The organism is Sphaerisporangium sp. NPDC049002, assembly GCF_040649355.1.
Taxonomy (GTDB): Bacteria; Actinomycetota; Actinomycetes; order Streptosporangiales; family Streptosporangiaceae; genus Sphaerisporangium.
The window spans coordinates 1-24251 of record NZ_JBEZFH010000027.1 but is presented as its reverse complement, the minus strand read 5'-3'; the positions used below and the strand labels follow the sequence as shown (position 1 = coordinate 24251).

The window sequence follows — 24251 nt, the reverse complement described above, 5'->3', positions numbered from 1 at the left end:
CGAGATCAGGACGCGATTCGCCCGCGGCCCGGCGTCGTGCGAGATCTGGAATCGATTCGCCCGCGGCCCAGTTGCAAGGTGCAGACCCCCCAAAAACCTACTAAACCACCTTTTAATGTAGGATTCGGACTCCCACGTCGGCCGCCCCCACATATACGGCCGCGCAGGCCGTCGACCAGGAGAAACAGTGAACAGGAAGACGACGTCGCTCTTCGGCGCCGCCATCGCTCTCGGGCTCGCCCTCACCGCCTGCGGCGGTACGGATGACGGCACGGGGACGAAGAGCACCTCGCCGGCGAGCGCGTCCAGCACGGACGCGACGATCGGCATCGGATCGCTCTACGAGCCGCAGAACCTCGACAACACCGCAGGTGGCGGGCAGGGAGTGACCGAAGCGTTCAACGGCAACGTCTACGAAGGCCTGTTCAGGCTCACCGACGACGGCAAGGTCGAGAACCTCCTGGCCAAGGACTACAAGGTCGGCTCCGACGGCCTGACCTACACCTTCACGCTCCAGGACGGGGTGAAGTTCCACTCGGGCGAGCCGCTCACGTCCGCCGATGTGAAGTACAGCATCGAGAAGGTCACCGCGGACGGCTCGCAGTCCGCCCGCAAGAGCAGCTTCGCGGTCATCAAGAAGATCGAGACCCCGGACGACCACACGGTCACCGTGACGCTGTCGAGCAAGTCGATCTCGTTCGTCTACAACCTCAGCTACATCTGGATCATCAACGACCAGGCGAAGGACCTCGCGACGAGCGAGGACGGCACCGGCCCGTACAAGCTCGGGACGTGGAAGCGCGGCGACTCGCTGAGCCTCGACCGGTTCCCCGGCTACTGGGGCACGGCGGCCGCCAACAAGCAGGTGGTGTTCCACTACTTCACCGACGCCACGGCGCTGAACAACGCCCTGCTGACCAACGCGGTAGACGTCGTGACCAGCGAGCAGAGCCCTGACGCGCTGGCGCAGTTCAGCGGCAACGACGCCTACAAGGTCACCAACGGGCACTCCACGACCAAGCTGCTGCTGGCCTTCAACGACCGCAAGGCCCCGTTCGACAAGCCGCTCGTCCGCAAGGCCGTGACCTCGGCGATCGACAACAAGAAGCTGCTCAACTCCATCTGGGGCGAGTACGGCACGCTGATCGGCTCGATGGTGCCGCCCACCGACCCGTGGTACGAGGATCTCACCAAGGTCAACCCGTACGACGTGAACCTGGCCAAGAAGCAGCTCGCCGACGCCGGCTACCCCAGCGGGTTCAGCTTCACGCTCGACACCCCGAACTACGACCCGCACCCCACGGCGGCGACGTTCATCAAGTCGGAGCTGGCCAAGGTCGGCATCACCGTGAAGATCAACGTCATCACGGCCGACGAGTGGTACACCAAGGTCTACAAGAACCGCGACTTCGCCGCCACGATGCAGGAGCACGTCAACGACCGCGACGTCGTCTGGTACGGCAACCCCGACTTCTACTGGGGCTACGACAACCCGCAGGTCACCGCGTGGGTGAAGCAGGCCGAGGAGTCGGACACGGCCGAGGCGCAGACCGAGTTGCTGAAGAAGGTCAACCAGCGGATCGCCGCCGACGCCGCCAGCGACTGGCTCTACCTCTACCCGCAGATCGTCGTCGCGTCGTCGAAGCTGTCCGGCTACCCGCTGAACGGCCTGAACTCCCAGTTCTACGCGTACGGCATCAAGAAGGCCTGAACGCACCATCCCGCCCCGGCCGGGCCCGACGCGTCATCGCGTACGGCCCGCCGGGGCGCGGGCGTGTTCTCCTGACCCGAACGGCTTGTCATGACCACCTATCTGCTGCGGCGCATGGCCTTCCTGGTCGTCTCGCTGCTGCTCGCCAGCACGGTGCTGTTCCTGCTGCTGCGCCTGCTTCCTGGCGACCCGGCCAACTCGCTGCTGTCGGTCGGGGCCTCCCCTGAGCAGATCGCGGCCGCGCGTCACCGGATCGGGTCGGACCGCCCGCTGCCCGAGCAGTTCGTCACCTGGCTCGGGCAGATGGCGACGTTCGACCTCGGCACGTCGTTCATCAGCACCCTTCCCGTGGGTCCCGAGATCGCCTCGCGCCTCGTGGTGACCGTCCCGCTGACGCTGCTGGCCTTCCTCCTGGCCGTCGTCGTGGCCGTGCCGGTCGGGTTCGTCGCGGCCCACCGGTCGAACCGCTGGTACGGGCCGCTGCTCACCGGAGTGTCGCAGTTGGGCATCGCCGTCCCGGTCTTCTGGGTGGGAATGCTGCTGATCACGGCGTTCGCGCTGTACTTCCAGATCCTTCCCGCGGGCGGCTTCCCGCAGGACGACTGGGCGAACCCCGCCGACGCGCTCACCTCGCTCGCCCTGCCCGTCGTCACCATCGCCCTCGTCATGTCCGCCTCGCTCATCCGGTACGTGCGCTCCGCCACCGTGGACGTGCTGGACAGCGACTACCTGCGGACGTTCCGAGCGCTCGGCTCGTCGTTCACCAGGGCGATGTGGAGTCACGGCCTGCGCAACGCGGCCGTACCCGTCGTGTCGATCCTGGGGATCGAGCTGGCCACCACGTTCCTCGGCGCGGTCGTCGTGGAGAGCGTCTTCGCCCTGCCGGGGCTCGGCAGCATGCTCGCGAAGGCCATCGCCCAGCACGACTACCCCGTCGTCCAGGGTGTCCTGTTCGTCAGCACCTTCGGCGTGCTGGTGATCGGCTTCGTCGCCGACCTCGTCCAGCGCCTCATCGACCCGCGCCTGCGCGGCACCCTGTCACGGAGCGCCCGATGACCCACGCGAACCCCGCCGGCCCGAGCGACACGGCCGATCCTGGCGGAGCCCCGCACTCCGGCGGCGCTGCGCCGGCCGGGCGGCGCCGCCGGTCCGCGACGCTGGTGACCGGGTGCGTTCTGGCCGGAACGATCGTCGCCGTCGCGGTCATCTCACTGTTCTGGGTGCCGTTCTCCCCGGAGGACACCTCGGGCGGACGGCTCGCGCCTCCCGGCCCGCCCCACCTGCTCGGTACGGACAAGCTCGGCCGCGACCTGCTGACCCAGCTGATGATCGGCGCCAGGGTGGCGCTGACGGCCGGCCTCGGCTCGGTGGCGCTCGGCGGGCTCCTCGGGGTCGTCGCCGGTCTGCTCGCCGGATTCGCCACCCGGTGGCTGGACGACACGATCTCGGCCCTGCTCGACATCCTGATCGCCTTCCCCACCCTGCTGCTCGCCATGCTGGTGGTGGCGGCGCGGGAAGCGTCGCTCGGCTCGGCCATCCTGGCGATCGGGCTGGCGATGTCGGCGATCGTGGCGCGGCTGACCCGGGTGCTCGTCAAGCGGGTGCTCGCCCAAGACTTCATCACCGCATCGCGTACGTCCGGAACCTCGTGGCCGCGTGTGGTGGCGGAGCACGTCCTGCCCAACATCTGGCCGACCCTGCTGGTGAACCTCGCCCTGCAGCTCGGCCTCGCCGTACTGGCCGAGGCGAGCCTGTCGTACCTCGGGCTCGGGGCGCCTCCGCCGAACGCCTCGTGGGGACGGATGCTGCAGGAGGCCCAGGCCACCGTGCTGACCGCGCCGCTCGGCGCCATCGCGCCTGGCGTGCTCCTGGTAGTGCTGGTCGTCGGCGTGAACCTGGTCGCCGACGGCCTCAGAGACGTGGCCGACCCGACCCGGCGGAGGACCCGATGAGCCTTCGGCGCCTGTACGTCCCGACCCGGCGGAGGGTCCGATGAGTCTTCTCGACGTCAGCGAGCTGACCGTGAGGTCGGCGGACGGGCGTGCGCTCGTCTCGGGCGTGTCGTTCACGATGGAGCCGGGCGCCCGCCTCGGCCTGATCGGGGAGTCGGGTTCGGGCAAGTCGCTCACCGCGCTCGCGATCATGGGACTGGTCCCGGCCGGGATGACCGTGTCGGGCAGTGCGGTGCTCGACGCTCCGGGGCTCGTACGGGCCGAGGTCGTGGGCGCGACGGAGCGGCGCCTGAACGGCCTGCGCGGCAGGGCCGCGACCGTCGTCTTCCAGGAGCCCCTGACCGCGCTGGACCCGCTGATGAGGGTGGGCCGCCAGCTCGCCGAGTACCTCCGGCGCGTACGCGGGCTGCGCGGCGCCGCACTTCGCAAGGCGGTCATCACGGCACTGGAGGAGGTGCGTCTGACCGACCCGCGGCGCATCGCGAAGGCGTTCCCGCACGAGGTCTCCGGCGGGCAGCGCCAGCGGGTGGCCATCGCCATGGCCCTCGCCTGCGAACCCGCTCTCCTGATCGCCGACGAGCCCACCACGGCGCTCGACGTGACGGTCCAGGCCGAGGTGCTGGCGCTGCTCGACGGACTGGTCTCCGCGCGCGGGATGGCGTTGCTGTTCATCAGCCACGATCTCGCGGTCGTGTCGGCCGTCACCGACCACGTGCTCGTCCTCAAGGACGGCGTGGCCGTGGAGTCCGGCCGCGTCCTCGACATCGTGAACACACCGCGCCACCCGTACACCCGTGATCTGGTGGGCAGCGCGCGGCGACTCGACAGCGCGCTCGATTGGAGCCAACGTTGACCTCGGCCATCCTTTCGGCGCGCGACGTGGCCTTCGCCTACCGCGGCGCCGCGCCCGTACTGTCGGACGTCTCCCTTGAGGTCACGCCCGGCCGGAGCGTGGCGCTCGTCGGCGAGTCGGGCGCGGGCAAGACCACCCTGTTGCGCCTGCTCCTCGGGCTGGCGCGGCCGACCGGCGGGCAGATCCTGTTCGACGGCACGGAGCTGTCACCTCGTCGGCGAACCCAGATGCGCGCCTTCCGGCGAAGCGTGCAGACCGTATTCCAGGACCCGTACTCCTCACTCGACCCCCGGCAGCGCGTGGGCAGGATCGTCTCAGAACCCCTGCGCTCCCTGGCGGACGCCGCCCGCCGGGAGAAGGCCGTCCGGCGGGAAGACGTGAACGCGCGTGTCGCCGCCGCTCTTGACGCTGTGGGGCTCCCCGCGGACGCCGCACGTCGCTACCCGCACGAGTTCTCCGGCGGCCAGCGCCAGCGCATCGCCATCGCGCGGGCCATCGTCTGCGAGCCGCGCGTGCTGCTCGCGGACGAGCCGGTCAGCGCCCTGGACGTCTCCACCCGGGTGCGCATCGTGGACCTGCTCGCCGAGCTGCGGGAGACACGTGGCCTGACCGTCGTCATGGTGTCGCACGACCTCGCCGTGGTGGCGACGTTGTGCCACCACACGGCCGTGCTGGAACGTGGCCGGATCGTCGAGCAGGGCGACACCGCCGCCGTGCTCGGCTCTCCCAGCCACGCTTACACCCGCCGCCTCATCGACAGCGTGCCCCGCCTTCCGTCCTCCGGAACGAGCCCTAGCGCGGTACCCCCGAACCAGGTTCAGTCGGTGATGTAGACCTGGCTGAAGACCTCGGAGAGCTTCTTGACGTCCTCGGTGATGCCGACCTCGGGCGAAGCCGGGTTGAACATGGTGGTCAGGCGACGCTGGAGCGGCTCCAGCTTGCCGAGTTGCTCCCAGGCGGGCGTGGAGGCGAGCTTGGAGCCCATCACGCGGTACGTCGCGCCCGTGCCGTCCTGCCAGCGGGTCCAGAGGTTGACCGTCGCGGCGCCGTCCTTCAGCGGGGTGGTGATCCGCTCCTGCGCCACCGTGGCCGCCTGCTCGGCGGTGAGCGTGGAGGCGTCCTTGCCCGCCAGCCCGGCGTCCTCGGCCGCGATCTGCGCGAGCGTGTCCCACGCCAGGGCCTTGACCTTGCTCCACTGGTTGCGCTGCGCCTGCTGCGGCGTGATCTTCCAGGTGGCGTAGGCGGTCGAGAGAAGGCCCGCGTCGAGCGCGAGCTGGTCCACGGACCCAGAGGTGAGCAGCGGCTCGATGTTCTGCGGCGTGAGCAGCGGGTACTTCTTGGTCATCTCGGCCTTGCACAGGTCGCTGTTCCCGCAGCCGAACTCCGGTACCACGGTGTGGACGCCGAGCTTCTTGCCCGGGGCGACCTGGTGCAGCGCGGCGGAGGCGGCCGTGACGAACGACCGCATCTCCTCAGGCGTCTTCACCGCGCCGTTGTAGCCGAGCTGCGAGGTGAACCGGATGCCGACGACGCCCGGCTGCGCGGCCAGGGCGCCGGCCTTCCTGACGGCGGCGGCGAAGGCGGCGGTGCCGGCCTTGTAGTCGTCGAGGAGCTCGGTGTCGACCCACACCCGCATGCCGCTCGCCGTGGCGGCGGCGATCGCCTGCCCCGCGGCGGTCTGCGCGGCGGCGGCGATCTCCTCGGGGGTCACCGAGCAGGTCTCGCCGGCGGTCTGACAGGTGGGCGGCGTGTTGTCGTCCTGGTAGCCCTCGGGCGCGGGGTCTCCCTCGCCGTGGGCCTGGCCGTCGCCCTCGCCCTCCTTGCTGCAGGCCTCCACCGTGCAGTCGATCCAGCCGATCGGGTACTCGGTGGCCTCCTTGAGCTTGGCTCCGTCGTCCTTGGCCCAGAACCGCACGATGTCGAGAGCGTCCTGGGGGGTCGGAGCCATCCAGAAGCACTGCGGGTCGGACTGCGAGCCACCGTTGGTGACGTTCTTGCAGTCGTCGGCGCCGTCCTCGGAGAACGCCGAGGCGGCCGGAATGCCCACCGCGAGCACGGTGAGTGCGGCGCTGAGGGCGAGGGCTCTCCTGATTCGCATCAAGCGTCTCCTTGGGCGGTGCAAAATCATCAGTGATCGTCCGCAACCGATCGAAACGACTGTATCGGGCGTATCTTTACTCGACCAGTGGCTCTCCAGGATTCATTGACCGAGAAATGCACTTTTGTCCGTCTCCACCTCGCCTGATCCTCCCGGACACCGCCGCGCGAACGCGAAAGTTCTTTCTCCCGTACGGCCCGCGCAACCGGGCGTTACAGAGCCCGCACCCGTGCGGGGAGGCGACCCGCGACCTCCCGCAGGGGATGCCACCTCGCATAATCGGGAGATGCGCGATCACAAGGGGATCCCCGAGTCGGCCCAGACCCTGGAGCGGGGACTCAGGCTGCTCCGGCTGCTCGCCGACGGCCATCGCGGGCGCACCCCCACCGAGCTGGCGCAGGAGCTGGAGCTGAGCCGCCCGATCGTCTACCGGCTGCTCACCACGCTGCAGAACGAGGGCTTCGCCCGGCGGGACGCCGAGGGACGCGCCCATCTCGGCTTCGGCGTCCTCGCGCTGGCCAGAGCCGTGCAGCCGCTGCTGCGGGCCGCCGCGCTCCCCGCCCTGCGCCGTCTCGCCGAGGAGACCGGGGCCACGGCCCACCTGACGGCGGCCGAGGGCGACGAGGGGCTGGCCATCGCCGTGGTGGAGCCGACGTGGACCGACATGCACGTGGCCTACCGCGAGGGCTCCCGCCACCCGCTCTCACGCGGGGCGGCGGGGCTCGCGATCCTGGCCCTGCGCGAGGGACGTACGGATTACCTGGTCACCGAGGGACAGCTCCAGGAGGGCGCGCGCGGCATCGCGGCCCCGCTGTCCGGCCTGCCCTGGCTGGAGGCCTCCGTGGGCATCGTGACGTTCGGCGCCATCGACGCCGCCATCCTCGGCCCCCGCGTCTCCGCCGCCGCCGCCGAGCTGGGGCGGGCCCTGGAGTGACCCGCTCACCCTGAGCGCCGTTCCTCTTCAGGAGCGCGCGGGCGTGAGATTGACATCGTTGCCCCGATGGCGGATCGTCGTACGTATAGAGGACAGTGCTGTCCGATATGCGTACACAGGAGGGCCGATGCCGTACTACCGCCTGGTCGGCGAGGTGCCGCGCAAACGGCATGTCCAGTTCAAGAAGCCCGATGGCGGGCTGTACGCGGAGGAGCTGATGGGCGAGGAGGGCTTCTCCTCTGACTCCTCACTGCTGTACCACCGCCACCTGCCCACCGCGATCGTCAAGGCGGAGGCCGTCGCCGAGGGCGCGCGATCCGCTCTCTCGCCGAACCTCCCCCTGTCCCCGCGCCATTTCCGCACCCAGGATCTTCCTTCGGGAGGCGATCTGGTGACCGGCCGGCAGCCGCTGGCGGGCAACGCGGACGTCCGATTGTCGTACGCCTCGGCCGACCGGCCGAGCGAGCTCTACCGCGACTCCAAGGGCGACGAATGCGTCTACGTCGCGAGCGGCCGGGTGCGCTTCGAGTCCACGTACGGGGTGATCGAGGCCGGGGAGGGCGACTACGTCGTGATCCCCACCGGCACGATCCACCGCTGGGTGCCGCTCGACGGCACCACGGTGAGGGCGCTGGCCATCGAGGCGTCCGGCCACATCCGGCCCCCCAAGCGCTACCTGTCGCAGTACGGCCAGTTCCTTGAGCACGCGCCGTACTCCGAGCGCGACCTGCGGGCGCCCGCCGAGCCGCTGATCGTGGAGGACTCCGAGACGCCCGTCCTGGTCAGGACCCGAGGCGGCCTGACCCGGCTGACCTACGCGCACCACCCGTTCGACGTGGTCGGCTGGGACGGCTACCTGTACCCGTACGCCTTCAACATCGCCGACTTCGAGCCGATCGTGAAGCGCACCCACGCGCCGCCGCCGGTGCACCAGACCTTCGAGGGGCCGGGCTTCGTCATCTGCTCGTTCTGCCCCCGGCCGCTGGACTTCCATCCAGACGCCGTGCCGATCCCGTACAACCACCACAACGTCGACTCCGACGAGTTCATGTTCTACGCGGGCGGCGACTACACCGCGCGCAAGGGCTCGGGCATCGACGTCGGCTCCATCTCCCTGCATCCGGCCGGCTTCACGCACGGCCCGCAGCCGGGCGCCGTCGAGGCCGCCGTCGACGCCGTGCGGCGGGGCGTGACGGTCACCAGCGAGCTGGCCGTCATGGTCGACACCTTCCGGCCGCTCGATCTCGGCGACGCCGCGCTGTCCTGCGAGGACCCGGGGTACGCCTGGACGTGGGCCCGATGACCCATCCCGCCCCGAGCCCGCTGTTCGCCGCTCTCGTCGACGACGCCGGGCTGTTCCCGCCGGCGCTCCTGCCCATGTCCGACGGGGTCGCCCGGCACTACACCGACGAGGACGCGGGAAGCCCGGTGCTGTCCCACCGCTTTCTCTGCCCGGCGAGCCGCCTGCACGAGCTGCGCGCGACGCTGACCCGTCCCATCAGGGTGGGGCTCATCATCGACACGCCCGGCTTCCCCGGCCTCGACCGGCTCGGCGAGCTCCCCGGCATCGACGTCGAGCTGGTCGAGACGGCTCTGCCACCGGGGTCGAGCATCCAGGAGCTGGCCGGCCGGGTCCGTCCGGAGAACTCCGCCGCACGGCTCTTCGTCGAGGTCCCGCCCACCGAACTCCACGAGGTGCCGGACGGGGTGGGGCTGAAGGTCCGCTGCGGAGGGCTCACCCCTGAGCTCTTTCCCTCCACGCACGAGCTGGGCGCCTTCATCCGCACCTGCGTCGAGCGGGGCACGCCGTTCAAGGCGACCGCCGGCCTGCACCACGCGGTCCGCCACCCCGACCCGGGCCTCGGCGTCTACCGGCACGGCTTCCTCAACCTCCTGATGGCCGTGTGCGCGGCCGTCGAGGGCCGTGACCCGGCCCGGGTGCTTGAGATCATGGACAAGCGCGAGCTGGTGGCCCTGGCGCGGGCCGTGCCGTACGAGACCGCGCGCCGGGCCAGGGAGCTGCTCGTCTCCTACGGCTCGTGCAACACGCGCACGCCCATCGACGACCTGCGCACGCTCGGCCTCCTCGACGATCACCGCAGGCCGACGCTGTTCGTCAAGGAGGAGACCGTGATGACCAGCTGGGTACCCGGAGCCGACGCGTCCGCCTACACCGTGGCGAACCTCCCCTACGGCGTGTTCTCCCGCCCCGGGGAGTCTCCCCGCGCCTGCGCGCGCATCGGCGACCACGTGCTCGACCTCGCGCCCGTCCTGCACGACGAGGTGTTCGCCGGCGGCACCCTCAACGCCTTCATGGCGCGGGGCCGTACGGCCTGGCGGGACACCCGGCGCCGCATCCAGCGCCTGCTCTCGGCGGAGGCCAGGGAGGCGTCGGCGAACCGCGCGGCCACCGAGCCGCACCTCATCCCCCTGCGGCAGGTGCGGCTGCACATGCCGATCGAGATCGGCGACTACGTCGACTTCTACTGCTCGCTTGAGCACGCGACGAACCTCGGCCAGATGTTCCGGCCCGGCGAGAACCCCCTCAAGCCCAACTGGCGCCACCTGCCGGTCGGGTACCACGGCCGGTCGGGCACGGTCGTCGTCTCCGGCACCCCGATCACCCGTCCCCGGGGCCAGCGGGCTCCCGCGAACGGCGGCGTGCCGGTGTTCGGGCCGTCCGTGAAGCTCGACATCGAGGCCGAGCTGGGGTTCGTCGTCGGGACGCCGACCCGGTTCGGCGAGAGCGCCGGCGACCTCGCCGACCACGTCTTCGGGGTGACGCTGGTGAACGACTGGAGCGCCCGCGACATCCAGGCGTGGGAGTACGTCCCGCTCGGGCCGTTCCTCGGGAAGTCGTTCGCCACGTCGATCTCCGCGTGGATCACGCCGCTGGAGGCCCTCGAACAGGCCCGCGTCCCCGGCAGGGCGCAGGACCCCGAGCCCCTGAGCTACCTGGCCAGGCGGGAGCCGTGGGGCCTCGATCTCACCCTCGACGTGGAGCTCAACGGCGAGCCGATCTCCAGCCCGCCGTACCGGGAGATGTACTGGACGCCCGACCAGATGCTCGCCCACATGACCGTCAACGGCGCCCGCCTGCGCACGGGCGACCTGTTCGCCAGCGGCACGGTCTCCGGGGCCGAGGCGGGACAGCGGGGATCGCTCATCGAGATCAGCTGGAACGGCACCGAGACGATCAAGCTCTCCGACGGCCAGACGCGCTCCTTCCTGGAAGACGGCGACACGGTGAGGATCACCGCGACCGCGCCTGGCCCCGGCGGCACCTCCGTCGCGCTGGGCGAGGTGACGGGCACGATCCTTCCCTCACGCGACTGACCGCCTCCGCCGGGTCGGCCACCCGGTGTGCCCGCACCGCTACGTGACGGCAGTGTGGATGCCCTCGGGTGCCCTCACGCCGACGGGAGCTTGCCCTGCCGTACCCCAAAATTTAGGACTACGGTGGAGAACAAGGAACCACCGACGCCTAAAACGCGTTTCTCCTAATAGGGAGGGCCGGGGCAAATGGACTCATGGATCTTCTGGTTGATACTGGCGGCGGTGCTCGGCGTGGCGGAGCTTTTCACGCTCACCGCCGCGCTCGGACTGCTCGGCGCCTCCGCGCTTCTGACCGCTGTGGTCGCGGCGATCGGCCTGCCGACCGGCATCCAGCTCGCGGTGTTCATCCTCGCCTCGGTGTCCGGTCTCGCCGCCCTCCGGCCCATCGCCCAGCGACATATCGCCCTCCCCCCCGTGCAGCGGTTCGGCGTCGCCGCCCTGGTCGGGAAGTCCGCCTACGTCACCCGGGAGGTCACGGGCCTGAACGGCCGGGTACGCATCGGAGGAGAGGAGTGGTCGGCCCGCGCCTATGACGAATCTCTGGTGATCCCGGCGGGCGCGACTGTGGACGTCATTCAGATAGAGGGCGCGACCGCCCTCGTGTATCCCCGGGAGTAAGCATGGACGCCGCTTTGATCGCCGGAATCCTGATCGCACTGCTGGTGGTGTTCACCGTCCTGCGCTCGATCCGGATCGTCCCACAGGCGCGGGCGGGAAACGTCGAGCGCCTCGGGCGCTACTCCCGCACGCTCGGTCCCGGGCTGAACTTCCTGATCCCGTGGGTCGACCGCGTGAAGCCGCTCATCGACCTGCGCGAGCAGGTGGTGTCCTTCAAGCCCCAGCCGGTCATCACCGAGGACAACCTCGTCGTCGACATCGACACCGTGCTGTACTTCCAGGTCACCGACCCTCGCGCGGCGGCGTACGAGATCGCCAACTTCATCCAGGGCGTGGAACAGCTCACGGTCACGACCCTCCGGAACGTCGTCGGCGGCATGGACCTGGAGAAGACCCTGACCTCCCGCGACACCATCAACAGCCAGTTGCGCGGGGTGCTCGACGAGGCCACCGGCAAGTGGGGCATCCGGGTCAACCGGGTGGAGATCAAGGCCATCGACCCGCCCAAGAGCATCAAGGAGGCGATGGAGAAGCAGATGCGCGCCGAGCGGGACAAGCGCGCCGCGATCCTCACCGCCGAGGGCTTCCGCCAGTCGCAGATCCTCACCGCCGAGGGCGAGAAGCAGAGCGCGATCCTCCGGGCCGAGGGTGACCGCACCGCCGCGATCCTGAAGGCCGAGGGCCAGTCGCAGGCCATCGACGAGGTGTTCCAGGCGGTCCACCGCAACGACCCCGACCCGCAGCTGCTCGCCTACCAGTACCTCCAGGTCCTCCCGCAGCTCGCCCAGGGCTCCGGCAACACCTTCTGGGTCATCCCGAGCGAGGTCACCTCCGCGCTGCAAGGGGTGTCCCGGGCGTTCACCGAGTCGCTGCCCCGGTCCGCCGCCACCCGCGAGGTCGTCGAGACGCACAGCTCGGCGAAGGAAGAGGCGGCCATCGCCGCCAAGGCCGCCGAGGACGCGATCGCCGACGCGGAGGAGTCGGGCCCGCGCAGGCTCGGCCCCGGCACCGCCGTCCCCGACCCGCTGTCCGGGCTCGGAAACGCGCGGCCCCAGACCGCCGAGGCCCTGAGAGAGCCCCGCCCCGACGAGTCCTGACCGCCGCTGGGGCCCGACCACCCGCCGGGGCCTGACCGCCGCCGGAGCCTGAGGTCAGCTTCGGCCGGTGGTGAGCAGGCCGGCGAAGCGCTGTACGCGTGACAGCTCGTCCCGCACCGGGTCGAGCACCATCTCCCTGCCCACCGTGTCCACGCTCGCCCACAGCGCCCGCCGCGCCCTGCGTGCCCTGCGCCTCGCGCCCAGGGCCGCCGCGGCCCGCGACAACAGGGCGACGAGCAGCCCGGCCAGCGCCCCTCCACCCAGCAGGACGGTGGGCCAGGGGACCTCGCCGAGCGTCGGCGTCGGCAGCTCGGGGAAGCGGAGGTATTCGAGCAGGAACAGCCCCGAGAGCCAGAGCACTCCGGCGAGCAGGGTGGCGAACAGCAGCCACTGGAGCAGGCCGACCGCCCGCCACCACCGGGGCCGCCTGCCGCTGCTCACCGACGTCACCGACACCGCGCGGTCGAGGCTCTCGGCCAGGTCGTCCGCCCGCGACCGCGCGGCGCGTCGTACGGCCACGGCCCACGGCTCGGGCAGACCGGCCGAGACGGCGGAGCCGACGTCCCTGATCGCCGTGCCCATCCGGGACCGCTGGACGGCCGTCGCGGGCGGGAGGGACGTACGCCCCGCGCCGCCGGGCTGGAGCGACGTGCCCTCTTCGGACGCCGTCCGGTCCGCGGGCGGGACGCCGAGGCGCAGGCGGCGCAGCGGGTCGGGCCGGAAGCGCCGCAGCCACCGGGTCACCGGCCAGCCGGTGGCCGCGACCGACCGGTGCCTGTGCGCCTTGGCGACCGCCTCCACCACGAGCGGTACGCCCGCCGCCTCCGCGAGCGCGGCCGTCAGCGGTCTGGCCAGCTCGTCCGACAGCGCCTCCCCGGCGGCACGGGCCCGCTTCTCCAGCTCGACCGTGGACGGCACCGCGCGGCTCCCCGATGCGGACGGCTCGTCGGCCGGGCCGCCCGACGACGCCGCCGCGAGCACGTCGGCGGCCGTGCCGGCGTCCGCCGCGAGCCGCGCGGCCCATGCGCGCCGGTCGGCGACGCGCTTGGCCAGCGTCGCGCGCAGGTCGGCGACCCCCACGTCCTTGGGCACGGAGGTGGCGACGACGGGCACGCCGGAAAGCCCGTCCTCGTCCAGCAGCCGCCGCAGGTCGCCCACGCAGCGGTCGGCCGCCGCCGGGGTGAGGCGGTCGGTCTGGTTCAGCACGACCAACATGACGTCCTGGTGTCTGCCGAGGGCACGCAGATACCGCTCGTGGACGGCCGCGTCGGCGTACTTCTGCGGGTCGAGCACCCACACCAGCAGGTCGACCACGGCTACCAGGCGGTCGACCTCCAGGCGATGGGCCAGCTCGATGGAGTCGTGGTCAGGCAGGTCCAGCAGGATCAGCCCGGAGAGCGAACCGTCGACGCCGTCGACGATGTGGCGGCGCGGGATCTCCAGCCAATCGAGAAGCGGCCCCGCCCCCTCGGGGTCCCACATCGCCGCCTGAGCCGTCGAGGTCGTCGGCCGGGTGACCCCGACCCCGGCGAGCGTGGTGCCCGACAGCGCGTTGAACAGCGACGACTTCCCGCTGCCCGTCGCCCCGGCGAGCGCCACGACCGTGTGGTCGACCGACAGGCTCCGCCGCGCCCCCGCGCGGGCGACCACCGCGCGGACCTCCGCGACCGCCCCCTCGTCGAGGCGGCCCTCGGCGAGGTCCGCCGCCTCCGCCAGCGCGGTGAGCCTGTCGTCCAGCGACACCGCGCCCGACCGCCGCAGCACCTTCACTGCCCGTCCACCCCGGCTTCCACGGCGGGGGCGTCGATCTCACCCCGGTGGTCCCGTACGGTCCGCGCCGCCTGCCTGAGAGAGGCTGACATGTCCTCGGGAGGTCCGACGCCTTCGAGCAGCGAGGTGAACCGGGACGCCTCCGCGTCGAGCACTTCGCGCACCCGTTGCCGGAGATCCTCGCGGGCCGCCTGGGTGAGCGTCCGTACGGCCTGGTCGCCGAAGACCGCCTCCAGGAGCTTCTGGCTCAGCACGCTCGTGCCTCCCGCGATGCCGACCTCGATGCCGGTGAGCCCCCCGGTGGCGGAGAAGACCATCAGCATGAGCAGCAGGCCGGCGCCGTTCACGCTGAAGGAGGCCAGCCTGGCGGTGGTGCGCTTCTCGGCCCCTTCCTTGGCGACCAGGTCGAGCACGTACCCCTGCCAGGCCCGGACGGCCGATGAGGCGCGTTCGGGAAGGGTCGCGGACGCGCGGCCGAGCCGCCCCGCCGAGACCGCGCCGGCCCGCTCGATGACGTCGCGGCCCGCCGGCATGCCGGACCAGGCCTCCAGCGTGCGCTCGGCGGCGGCGTCGGCCGAGGATCGGATCAGCGCCTCGACCCCGGTCTCCAGGGCCACCCTGAGCTGGGTGTCGGGAGCGGGCCGCCCGGTGAACGCCGAGACGATGCGTTCGCGCAGCCAGCCGATGCGCGACTCCAGCGTGCGCATGAAATCACCGGTGCCGATGAAGTCCTGCCAGCGGGTCAGCACCTCGCCGCGCAGCAGCGAGCCGTCGCGTATTCCGTCGTCGAAGGTCGCCATGGCGGCCCCGTAGGCCGACTCGACGGTGACGCGCAGGTCGGCGAGCCCGGCCCGCTGCCGGTCGGCCTCGTCCGCGAGCGCCGGCACCCGGAGGGTGACGCTCTCCAGCGCTCCAGATAGGGTCCTGCGCACGACCTGCGCCCGCGCCTGGGCGTCCGCCGCGATGGCGGCCAGCCAGTCGCGCACGCCCCGTACGGCCTCCTCGGGCAGGCGGGCGTTCTCCTCGGGAAGCACCACCTCAGGCACGCTGAACAGGGGCGTCCCGGCGAGGCCGTTGGCGTCGAGCAGGCGGTGCAGGTGCGCGCTAACAGGCTCCAGCGCCTCCGGCGGCACCCGGTCGAGGACCACCGCGAGGGCCGTGCTCCGCTCGCGGGCGCTGCGCAGGAAACCCCACGGGACCTCGTCGGCGTAGCGGGAGGCCGTGGTGACGAACAGCCAGAGGTCGGCCGCCGCGAGGAGCTGCGCCGCGATCTCGCGGTTGGCCGTGACGACGGAGTCGATGTCGGGGGCGTCCAGCAGGGCGAGCCCCGGAGGCAGGGTGGTGGCCGTGACGATCCGCAGGGTCCCCGGCTCGCCGCGACCGCGCCCGGTCGTCCTGGCCAGGCCGGGAAGGACGTTCTGCCGGGTGAACCACACCTCGTCGGCCGGGTTGGCGACGAGCGTGGGGGCGAGCGTCGTCGGGCGCAGCACTCCGGGCTCGGTGACGTCCGCGCTGGCCAGGGAGTTGACCAGCGTGGACTTACCCGCCCCCGTCGAGCCTCCGACGACGGCCAGCAGCGGAGCGTCCATGGCCGCGACGCGCGGCAGGAGGTAGTCGTCGAGCTGCCCTCTGAGCTCCTTGAGGGCACGACGGTGCGAAGCGACGTCACCGATCGCGAGGGGGAACAGATCGTGATCTAGCTGACGTCGCAGGGTCGTAAGGGCCACGAGCAGGCCATTGTTCCCCGCCATAAGACCCGTCATGCCCCCAGGGAGCCGAGGTATCCGCGGCCGGTGGAAGTGGGCGGCTCGGAAACCCGTTCCGGACGAGGTCCCCGCGCCTGAAAAGGCGGATGCGACCGTTCGCCGCTACTCGAACCAGGCGGTGAGGCCGGGGTCCGGTTCGGGTCAGGCGGTCGGCTGCGCGGTGGGCTGGTCTCCGGGCTGCCCGGGTCGGCCGGTGGGAAGGAGCGGGCGGCACTTCTCCAGGGCCTTGGCGATGGCGGGGTCGCTCGTCTTCAGCTGCCGCATGCCGCTGTTCTCCGGGAGTTCGGCTCCGTTGTCCTTCATGCACGAGCGGAACGCCTGGAGCGCGGAGTCGTCCATGCCGCCCCTCGGGCCGCGCCCCTGCCCGTAGCCGCCCTGCGGCATCAGCGAGCGGCACGCCTCGAAGGCCTTCCGCATCTCAGGTGACATGGTGCCAAAGCCCCCCGGTCGTCCGCTCGGCCGAGCTGACGGGGTACCACTTGGCCGAGCCGTGGGTGCCGCACCAGGGCGGCCAGTTGGCATTTCCACACCGTTCTTGCGCATGCACTCGGTGAAAGCCGCACGCTGGTCACCGGACCCACTGGGCGAAGCCTGGGCACCGGCCGTGGCGGTGGAATCTCCGCCGCACCCGGAGGTCAGCAGGACGGCGGCCACAGCGGCGACGCCGAGAACACGGGGCAACGCGATCACAGGGTGGACTCCATCGGGGAACCGAGGGACTTTGGCGATATCCATGACAAGCCTCCAAACTCAGCGCCAGATGCGACGAAGCTGAAATTCACCTGTCAAACATCAGCCGTCAGCCGTCAGGCGTCAGGCGTCAGGCGTCAGGCGTCGGACGGGATGGTGACGCGGAAGGTCGCTCCCTGGCCGGGTTCGCTGTCCACGGTGATCACGCCCCCGTGGGCCTGCACCAGGGCGGCGGCGATCGACAGGCCGAGGCCGGTGCCCCCCGCGCCGCTCCGCGTGCGTGAGGGGTCGGCCCGGTAGAAGCGCTCGAAGACGCGCTCGACCTCGGTGGCAGGCAGCCCCGGGCCCTCGTCCGCCACCTCGACGACCACGTTCCCCTCGACGTCCCCGACGCCCACCCGGAATGCCGTACCCGCCGGGGTGTGCCGCAGGACGTTGCCCACCAGGTTGGCGATCACCTGGTAGAGCCTGGCCTCGTCGCCCCTCACGATCACCGGGTCCTCGGAGTCGTCCAGCCGCACCAGGTCGATCTCGCGGTCCGGGGCGAGCGTCTGCGCGTCCAGTACGGCTCCGGCGGCCAGGCTGAGGACGTCGACCGGCCGGCATTCGAGGGGGCGCTGCTGGTCGAGCCGGGCGAGCAGCAGCAGGTCGTCGACGAGGATGCCCATGCGGGTGGCCTCGTCCTCGATCCTCCGCAGGAGCCGGGCCGCCTCATCGAGGTCGGGGACCTCGTGGCGGTAGAGCTCGGCGAACCCCCTGATGGAGGTGAGCGGCGTCCGCAGTTCGTGGGACGCGTCGGCGACGAACCTGCGCATCCGGTCCTCGGAGCGGCGCGCCTGGAAGGCGGACTTGCGCGCCGCGATCTCCGAGGCCTCGCGGTCCCTGAACGCGGCCTCGATCTGCGCGAGCATGCCGTTGATCGCCCTTCCGAGCCGGCCCATCTCGGTACGGCGGTGCCGCAGCGGCACCCGGCGCGACAGGTCGCCACCGGCGATGGCGCCGGCCGTCCGTTCGATCTCGACGAGGGGGCGAAGGCTCCGCCGTACGAGCCAGTGGCAGGCGAAGCCCAGCAGGACCAGCACGCCGCCGCCCACGCTCGCCACGATGACCGCGAGCCGGGTGACGGTGGCGTCGATGTCGTCCATCCGGACCGCGATCACGCGGATGCGGGTGCCGTCGGCCACGGCGATCATCCGCCAGCTCATGCCGGACTCCGATCCCACGGTGAACGGGTGGGGCGTCGCGCCTCGCACCTTGTCCAGCGTGAGAGGGGGGAGCTTGGGCGGGTCGACGCCCGGGTTCTCCTGGAGCGTACGCTCGACGGTGCCGTCGGATCCGAGCATGGCCATGTAGAACAGCCCGAACTGCCGCTGAGGCCGGGGTATGTCCAGCGACTTCAGCGCGGGAGGGATGTAGATGTCACGCCGCGGGCGGCTCGCCAGTTCCAGCTGCTTGTCGACCCGGTCGACGAGGTAGCCGCGGAGCAGCTGTACGGCGAACCCGCCGGTCAGGGCGATCGCGAGCGTGACCAGGAGCAGCGTTCCCACGACCAGGCGCAGCCACAGGGGTGACCGGGCCAGGCGCCGCTTCAGCTCCCGGACGGGCCTGGGACTCATCACCGGCTCATCGCCGGCTCATCGCCGGGTCGCCGGGTCGCCGGGTCGCCGGGTCGCCGGGTCGCCGGGTCGCCGGGTCGCCGGGTCGCCGGGTAGATCATTGCCGTGGTGCGCGTAGTACGTAGCCCACCCCCCGGAGCGTGTGGATTAGCCGGGGTTCCACGGTGTCGACCTTGCGCCGCAGGTACGAGACGTACGACTCGACCACGTTCCTGTCGCCGCCGAAGTCGTAGTTCCAGACGTGGTCGAGGATCTGCGCCTTCGACAGCACCCTGCCGGCGTTGACCATGAAGTAGTGCAGCAGCTTGTACTCGGTGGGCGACAGCTTCACCCGCTCGCCCGCGCGCCAGACCTGGTGGCCCTCCTCGTCAAGTTCCAGGTCCGCCACCTGGAGCCGCGACGGCAGGTTGAGGTCCGCCCGGGTACGGCGGAGCACGGCCCGGATCCGCGCGAGCACCTCCTCCAGGCTGAACGGCTTGGTCACGTAGTCGTCGCCCAGGCCGAGCCCGGTGAGCTTGTGCTCGGTCTCGTCGCGGGCGGTGAGGAACAGCACCGGAGTGCGCCTCCCTGCCGAACGGAGCCGGTTCGCCACCGTGAAGCCGTCCATGTCGGGCAGCATCACGTCGAGCACGACCAGGTCGGGCCGTACCCGCTCGGCCACCTGCACCGCCTCGCGCCCGTCCGCCGCAGTCAGGACGTCGAAACCGGCGTACCGGAGAGTGGCCGACAGCAACTCGCGGATGTTCGGCTCGTCGTCGACGACAAGTAGTTTCGCCTCACCCTGCACAACATGTCTCCGCTCGCCGTACCGCCTGGCCCCGTGGTTCCTCCGGCTCCGGCTCTCTCCGGGACATCAGCCACCGCCTCCGCCCCTGCCGCCGAAGGCGCCCGTGGCGCCGCCCTGGTTCACCGAGGTGGCGCTGACGGTGCCGTCGCCGCCCCGCTCGCCCTGGACGATCACCGTGCTGCCGGGCTTCAGGTCCTTGACCTTGCCTTCCTTGGTGACCTGGACCTTGGTGTCGCCCGAGGTCCTGACGGTGACGATCCCCCCGTCCGGGGTCTGCAGGTAGATCTTGCCGCCGTCCACGAGCTTGATCGTGCCGACGGTCACATTGCCGAACGCGCCCTGTCCCTGGCCGCCGCCCGCGCCCTGGCCGCCTTGGCCGCCCTGGCCGGAGCCCTGTCCACCTTGGCCGAGGTAACCGGTCCTGGCCCCGCCCGTGCGCTGCTGCCCGCCGTTGCCGCTGAGGAGCGCCTGCACGGCGGCCTGCCGGCCGCCCGTGGCGGAGCCCCACGCCTTCTGCGCCTGGATCCCCGCGAGCATGCCCGCCACGAGCAGCACCCCCGCGCCGAGAACCAGGGTGAGGGTGGACATCCGGCGCCCCTCGGGCCGCACGGCGAGCTCGGCGTCGAGGTCGCCCTCGAACGGCGAGTCCTCCAGCAGCTCCTGCGCCGTCACGGGCTCGTCCGCCGCGTACGACTTGCGCCTGCTCGTACTCATCATTACTCCTTGGTGCGGTAGCCGTATGTCACTCGTGCCGCAGTGCCTCGATGGGGCGCAGCTTCGCGGCCCGGTTCGCCGGATAGCTGCCGAAGAACAGCCCGATCGCGACCGAGACGCCGAGGGCGAGCACGATCGAGGTGGGCACGATGACCGGTTGGACACCGGCGATCGTGAACCTGCTGCCGATCACTCCGATGGCCACGCCCAGCAGGCCGCCGACCAGGCTGAGCATCGTGGCCTCGGCGAGGAACTGGCCAAGGATGGCGCCCCGGGGGGCTCCGATGGCCTTGCGGATGCCGATCTCCCGCGTCCGCTCGGTGACGGTCACGAGCATGATGTTGGTGATGCCGATGCCGCCGACGAGCAGGCTGATCGCGGCGACGGCGCCGAGCAGCACCGTGAAGGTGCCGACCGCCGCGCTGACCGTCTCCTGGAGGGCGGCCTGGTTGAGTATCCGGTAGTCGGCCGTGGCGGTGCCGGTGATGCCGTGGCGCTGGTCGAGGATCTCGGTGATCTCCGACTGGGCCGCGTCCACCGCCGTCGCGCTCTTGGCCTGCACCACGATCTGCCCGAGTGAGCCAAACCCGGTCAGGCTCTGCTGCACGGCGGGCAGCGGCGCGATCGCGACGTCGTCGGCGTCCTGGAAGCCGGACGAGCCCGCCTCCTTCAGCACGCCGACCACGGTGAACGGCACACCCGTGATGTTGATCTGCTTGCCGAGCGGGTCGACGGTCCCGAACAGGTCGTCCGCCACCGTCTGGCCGATCACGACGATCTTCCTGGCGGCGAGCACGTCGTCGTTGACGAAGTACGAGCCCTTGGCCACCGGCTTGTTCGACGCCTCGAAGTAGCTGGGGTAGGTCCCCACGAGCTGCGAGATGGCGTGGCTCGCCCCCTCGTACGTCGCCGTCTGCGAGGAGGCGGTGACCACCGGGGACACGCTCTTCACCGAGGGCGCCCCGGTCGGGTCGGCCATGGCGCGGGCGTCGTCGAGGGTCAACTGCTTGGCCTGGGTACGCGGGCCGGTGCCGCCCTGCTGCTGGGCTCCGCCACCACCGCCGAACCCTCCGCCGCCGCCACCGCGCCCGCCACCGCCACCGCCTGTGAAGGACTGCATCACGGTCAGCGTGTTGGATCCGAGGCGTTGGATGTTCTGCTGGATCGACTGCGACGTGCCCTCACCCACCGCTACCAGCAGGATCACCGCCGCCACGCCGATCAGGATGCCCAGCGTGGTGAGGGCGCTGCGCATCTTGTTGGCCGTCAGGCCGCGTACGGCGAACCGCAGGACCTCCAAGGCGTTCATCGATCGCTCACCGCTCCTCGCCGAGGCGTTCCGTGCCCGGCTGTTGATGGGGCCACCTGTTCATGGGGTCACGCTCGGCTTCACGGGGTCACCCTCGGCAGCCTCGGCGGGGGGCCGTCCACGGGTGCCTGGCGGCGGTCTTCGACGATCAGGCCGTCGACCAGGCGGACGATCCGCTTCGCGTGGCTCGCGACGTCGTCCTCGTGGGTGATCAGGACGATCGTCCGCCCGGCGGCGTTCAGCCGGTCGAGGATCCGCAGCACGTCGGCCGTGGACTTGGTGTCGAGGTTTCCGGTCGGCTCGTCGGCCAGGAGCAACGACGGCGCGGTGACCAGCGCGCGGGCGACGGCGACCCGCTGCTGCTGACCGCCCGAGAGCTCGTTCGGATCGTGGCTGGTCCGGTCTGCGAGCCCCACCTGGTCAAGCGCGGCGAGCGCCCGCCGGCGGCGCGTTCCCGCGCCCACCCCTCCGTACGCCAGCGGCAGCTCGACGTTCGCCAGTGCGCTCATGCGCGGGATCAGGTTGAACGACTGGAACACGAAGCCGATCTTCCTGTTGCGCAGGACGGCCAGTTGACGATCGTCGAGCGATCCCACGTCTGTGCCGTCCACCAGGTAGCTGCCGGTGCTCGGCACGTCCAGGCATCCGAGGATGTTCATCAGCGTCGACTTGCCGGAGCCTGAGGCGCCCATGATCGCCAGAAAGTCGCCCCCGTCGACCGTGAGCGAGACGCCGCGCAGCGCGTGCACCGTGGCGTCCCCGGTGCCGTAGATCTTGCTGACCTCGCGCACGTCCAGGACGGGAGCCCGACGGCCGGCGTCCCTCAGCGCGGATCCACCCGCCCCGGGCCGATCGGTCCGGTCTCCGCCGTCCCAGGGGGTCACCGTACGCCCCCGCCGGCGCCGCCGAGGCGGATGCCACCGCCACCCGGGAAGCCCCCACCGGGGAAGCCGCCCTGCAGGTTGCCGCCCGTGCCGGTCGTGGCGCGCACCACCTGGTCACCCTCGTTGAGCCCGGACGTGATCTCGGTGGTCGAGTCGCCCTTGACGCCGATCTCGACCCGCTTGGTGACCTGCTTCCCGTTCTCCAGGACGGTGACCGTGTTCTGGCCGCCGGCGGTCGTGATCGCCGAGGTGGGGACCGTCAGCACGTCGTCGGCCTTGGCGACGACGACCTGGACGCTGGTCGTCTGGCCCAGCCTCACCGTCTTCGGCACGTCGCTCAGCGAGATCGTCGCGGAGTACTGCACCACGTTGTTGCTGGTCTGGGCCACCGGGTCGATCAGCGTGACCTTGCCGGACGCCGTGACCCCGGGCAACGCGTCGAAGGTCACGGTCGCGGGCTGGCCGACCTTCAGCTTGGTCACGTCGGACTCGGTGAAGTCGCCCACGACCTGGAGGCGCTTGGTGTCGGCGATGTCGATGAAGCCGCCGGAGGAACCGGAGCCGGACGAGGCGCCGGACGCCCCGGCCCCGCTGCCGCCGCTGCCGCCGGAGGACCCCGAGCCGCTCGAAGCGCTGGAGTTCGACGCTCCAGACCCCGACGAGGAGCCGCCGACCGTGCCGTTCACGGCGGTGACCGTGCCCGCGAACGGGGCCTTGATCACTGTTCCCGCGACCGTCCGCTTGGCGTCCCGGTAGGAGTTCCTGGCCTGGATGTACTGCGAGTAACCGGAAGCCGTGGTCGTGTCGGCGTCGTCGGCCGCGTCGAGGCTCGCCGCCGCCGCGTCCAGGCTCTCCTGCGCGGCCGTGTCGTCGATCCGGGCCAGGATCTGGCCCTTGGACACCTTGTCACCGGCCTCGACGTAGATCTTCTCGACCGTGCCGCTGGTGCTGAAGCCCAGCGACCTGGTTTTGCCGCTCTCCACAGAGCCGGAGGCCGACACCGACGACAGGACGGTGCCCCGGGTGACGCGCGTGATCAGCGGCGCCGCCCCTCCGGACGATCCCCCGTTCAAGGATGCGTAGGCGATGCCCGCACCGCCCAGCAACAGCACCCCGAGGGCACCGTTCACGATCAGCGCTCTGCGCTTCGTCGACAGCTTCACGACCCCTGAGCCTGGCCCACTCCGCTTGGGTGAACCTCCGTCGTCCCTGAAGGTTTCCTGACAACGCCGGGCCGTGGAGCCGGGGGCCGCTGGGGGCAAGTCTCCGGGTTCCCGGCTCCACGGCCCCTTCCGGCCACGGATCCACAGGAAACTCTCAGGCCGGGCTGAGCTGGGAGTGACGTCGGCTGACCAGGATGGCCCGCATGAGATCGAGCACTCCGCCGGCCGCCGTACGAGTTGGAGGACTCGCGCTCGCGGGGATCGTCCTGGTGAGCGCGGGACTGATCTATCTCGGCGGCGGAGACGCCTCCTCGGGGACGCAGATCGAGCTCGCGTCGGCCAAGCGGGGCACGGTCGTGAGCGGCGTCTCCGCCGCGGGGAACACCGTGGACGCCAACATCCGCGACCTGGCCTTCGGCGCCTCCGGCACGGTCGAGAAGGTGTACGTGGCGGTGGGGCAGAAGGTGAAGAAGGGCCAGGTTCTGGCGCGGATCGACGACACGATCGCGCGCGAGGACTACACGGCCGCCAAAGCCTCGCTGGCCGCAGCCCAGGAAACGCTCGACAAACTCGAAGAGGCCCAGACCACCGGCTCCGGCTCAGGCACCGCCGGCTCAGGATTCTCCGGCTCAGGCACCACAGGCGGAACCGCCCCGGCCACCCGCCCCACAACCCAGCCGTCCACCGGCCCGTCCGCCCAGCCGTCGTGTCCGCCCACGGCCTCCGGCAGCCCAAGGCCCTCGTCCTCGGGGAGCCCCGGCGCAACGCCCACGCCCACGGCACCTGAGCCGTCGGTAGGCTTCACCATCACGCCGCATGCGGTCGTGCTGGCGGCGGCGGAGGTCTCCATCACCGGTGACCGGCCACCGGCCATCGCCGACCCCGCGTCAGCGCAGCCCGAGGCCCCGGCGGACTCGCCCACGCCCACCCCGACCCCCAGCCCCACCCCCACC

General features: G+C 71.2%; 21 protein-coding genes. 11 read left to right on the top strand and 10 right to left on the bottom strand.

Going from position 1 to position 24251, the window contains the following annotated elements:
• Positions 1–187: 187 nt before the first annotated feature.
• The 5 genes from AB0B89_RS08785 (at position 188) to AB0B89_RS08765 (ending at position 5349) form a co-directional block, all read left to right on the top strand.
• Complete coding sequence (locus AB0B89_RS08785) at positions 188–1711, top strand: ABC transporter substrate-binding protein (RefSeq protein WP_358550124.1); 1524 nt, start codon at positions 188–190, stop codon at positions 1709–1711.
• A 90-nt stretch (positions 1712–1801) separates the two neighbouring features.
• Complete coding sequence (locus AB0B89_RS08780; RefSeq protein ID WP_358550122.1) at positions 1802–2767, top strand: ABC transporter permease; 966 nt, start codon at positions 1802–1804, stop codon at positions 2765–2767.
• Complete coding sequence (locus AB0B89_RS08775) at positions 2764–3663, top strand: ABC transporter permease (RefSeq protein WP_358550120.1); 900 nt, start codon at positions 2764–2766, stop codon at positions 3661–3663. The genes AB0B89_RS08780 and AB0B89_RS08775 overlap by 4 nt, the downstream gene beginning before the upstream one ends.
• Positions 3664–3703: 40 nt before the next feature.
• Complete coding sequence (locus AB0B89_RS08770; RefSeq protein ID WP_358550118.1) at positions 3704–4516, top strand: ABC transporter ATP-binding protein; 813 nt, start codon at positions 3704–3706, stop codon at positions 4514–4516.
• Positions 4513–5349: an ABC transporter ATP-binding protein gene (locus AB0B89_RS08765; protein WP_358550116.1), complete on the top strand. Its 837-nt coding sequence runs from the start codon at positions 4513–4515 to the stop codon at positions 5347–5349. The genes AB0B89_RS08770 and AB0B89_RS08765 overlap by 4 nt, the downstream gene beginning before the upstream one ends.
• Here the strand turns inward: AB0B89_RS08765 and AB0B89_RS08760 are convergent.
• Entirely contained in the window at positions 5334–6614 is a 1281-nt protein-coding gene (locus AB0B89_RS08760) for a hypothetical protein (RefSeq protein ID WP_358550114.1), read from the bottom strand. The two genes, AB0B89_RS08765 and AB0B89_RS08760, sit on opposite strands and share 16 nt — an antisense overlap.
• Positions 6615–6900: 286 nt before the next feature.
• Here AB0B89_RS08760 and AB0B89_RS08755 point away from each other — a divergent pair, with 286 nt between their 5' ends.
• The 5 genes from AB0B89_RS08755 (at position 6901) to AB0B89_RS08735 (ending at position 12599) form a co-directional block, all read left to right on the top strand.
• Positions 6901–7548 (top strand): helix-turn-helix domain-containing protein, encoded by a 648-nt coding sequence (locus AB0B89_RS08755; protein WP_358550112.1) that lies wholly within the window; start codon positions 6901–6903, stop codon positions 7546–7548.
• Between the two features lie 127 nt (positions 7549–7675).
• Positions 7676–8851, top strand: a complete 1176-nt coding sequence (locus AB0B89_RS08750; RefSeq protein ID WP_358550110.1) for a homogentisate 1,2-dioxygenase domain-containing protein — start codon at positions 7676–7678, stop codon at positions 8849–8851.
• Positions 8852–9681: 830 nt separating this feature from the next.
• Complete coding sequence (gene fahA / locus AB0B89_RS08745) at positions 9682–10884, top strand: fumarylacetoacetase (RefSeq protein ID WP_358550182.1); 1203 nt, start codon at positions 9682–9684, stop codon at positions 10882–10884.
• A gap of 186 nt (positions 10885–11070) precedes the next feature.
• On the top strand, positions 11071–11502 hold the full coding sequence (locus AB0B89_RS08740) for an NfeD family protein (RefSeq protein WP_358550108.1): 432 nt from the start codon (positions 11071–11073) through the stop codon (positions 11500–11502).
• Positions 11503–11504: 2 nt separating this feature from the next.
• Positions 11505–12599: an SPFH domain-containing protein gene (locus tag AB0B89_RS08735; RefSeq protein WP_358550106.1), complete on the top strand. Its 1095-nt coding sequence runs from the start codon at positions 11505–11507 to the stop codon at positions 12597–12599.
• 54 nt (positions 12600–12653) lie between these two features.
• Here AB0B89_RS08735 and AB0B89_RS08730 read toward each other — a convergent pair whose 3' ends face one another.
• The 9 genes from AB0B89_RS08730 to AB0B89_RS08690 all read right to left on the bottom strand — a co-directional run bounded on the left by AB0B89_RS08730 (position 12654) and on the right by AB0B89_RS08690 (position 23298).
• Positions 12654–14369, bottom strand: coding sequence for a GTPase (locus tag AB0B89_RS08730; protein ID WP_358550104.1), 1716 nt, complete (start codon positions 14367–14369; stop codon positions 12654–12656).
• The gene (locus tag AB0B89_RS08725) at positions 14366–16120 is read right to left on the bottom strand and encodes an ABC transporter (protein WP_358550102.1); all 1755 of its coding nucleotides are present in this window, start codon (positions 16118–16120) and stop codon (positions 14366–14368) included. The genes AB0B89_RS08730 and AB0B89_RS08725 overlap by 4 nt, the downstream gene beginning before the upstream one ends.
• Positions 16121–16276: 156 nt before the next feature.
• The gene (locus AB0B89_RS08720) at positions 16277–16552 is read right to left on the bottom strand and encodes a hypothetical protein (protein WP_358550100.1); all 276 of its coding nucleotides are present in this window, start codon (positions 16550–16552) and stop codon (positions 16277–16279) included.
• Positions 16553–16962: 410 nt separating this feature from the next.
• Positions 16963–18441, bottom strand: coding sequence for a HAMP domain-containing sensor histidine kinase (locus tag AB0B89_RS08715; protein WP_358550098.1), 1479 nt, complete (start codon positions 18439–18441; stop codon positions 16963–16965).
• 97 nt (positions 18442–18538) lie between these two features.
• Positions 18539–19228, bottom strand: coding sequence for a response regulator transcription factor (locus tag AB0B89_RS08710; protein ID WP_358550096.1), 690 nt, complete (start codon positions 19226–19228; stop codon positions 18539–18541).
• A 66-nt stretch (positions 19229–19294) separates the two neighbouring features.
• The gene (locus AB0B89_RS08705) at positions 19295–19942 is read right to left on the bottom strand and encodes a hypothetical protein (RefSeq protein ID WP_358550094.1); all 648 of its coding nucleotides are present in this window, start codon (positions 19940–19942) and stop codon (positions 19295–19297) included.
• 28 nt (positions 19943–19970) lie between these two features.
• Positions 19971–21251, bottom strand: coding sequence for an ABC transporter permease (locus AB0B89_RS08700; protein WP_358550092.1), 1281 nt, complete (start codon positions 21249–21251; stop codon positions 19971–19973).
• Positions 21252–21331: 80 nt separating this feature from the next.
• Positions 21332–22042 carry an ABC transporter ATP-binding protein gene (locus tag AB0B89_RS08695; RefSeq protein WP_358550090.1) on the bottom strand — a complete coding sequence of 237 codons (711 nt, stop codon included), beginning with the start codon at positions 22040–22042 and terminating at the stop codon, positions 21332–21334.
• 89 nt (positions 22043–22131) lie between these two features.
• A complete protein-coding gene (locus AB0B89_RS08690; protein WP_358550088.1) occupies positions 22132–23298 on the bottom strand; it encodes an efflux RND transporter periplasmic adaptor subunit in 1167 nt (388 codons plus the stop codon).
• A 203-nt stretch (positions 23299–23501) separates the two neighbouring features.
• Between AB0B89_RS08690 and AB0B89_RS08685 the strand changes: the two genes are divergently transcribed.
• The coding region (locus AB0B89_RS08685; protein ID WP_358550086.1) for a biotin/lipoyl-binding protein at positions 23502–24251 on the top strand (750 nt) is incomplete at its 3' end.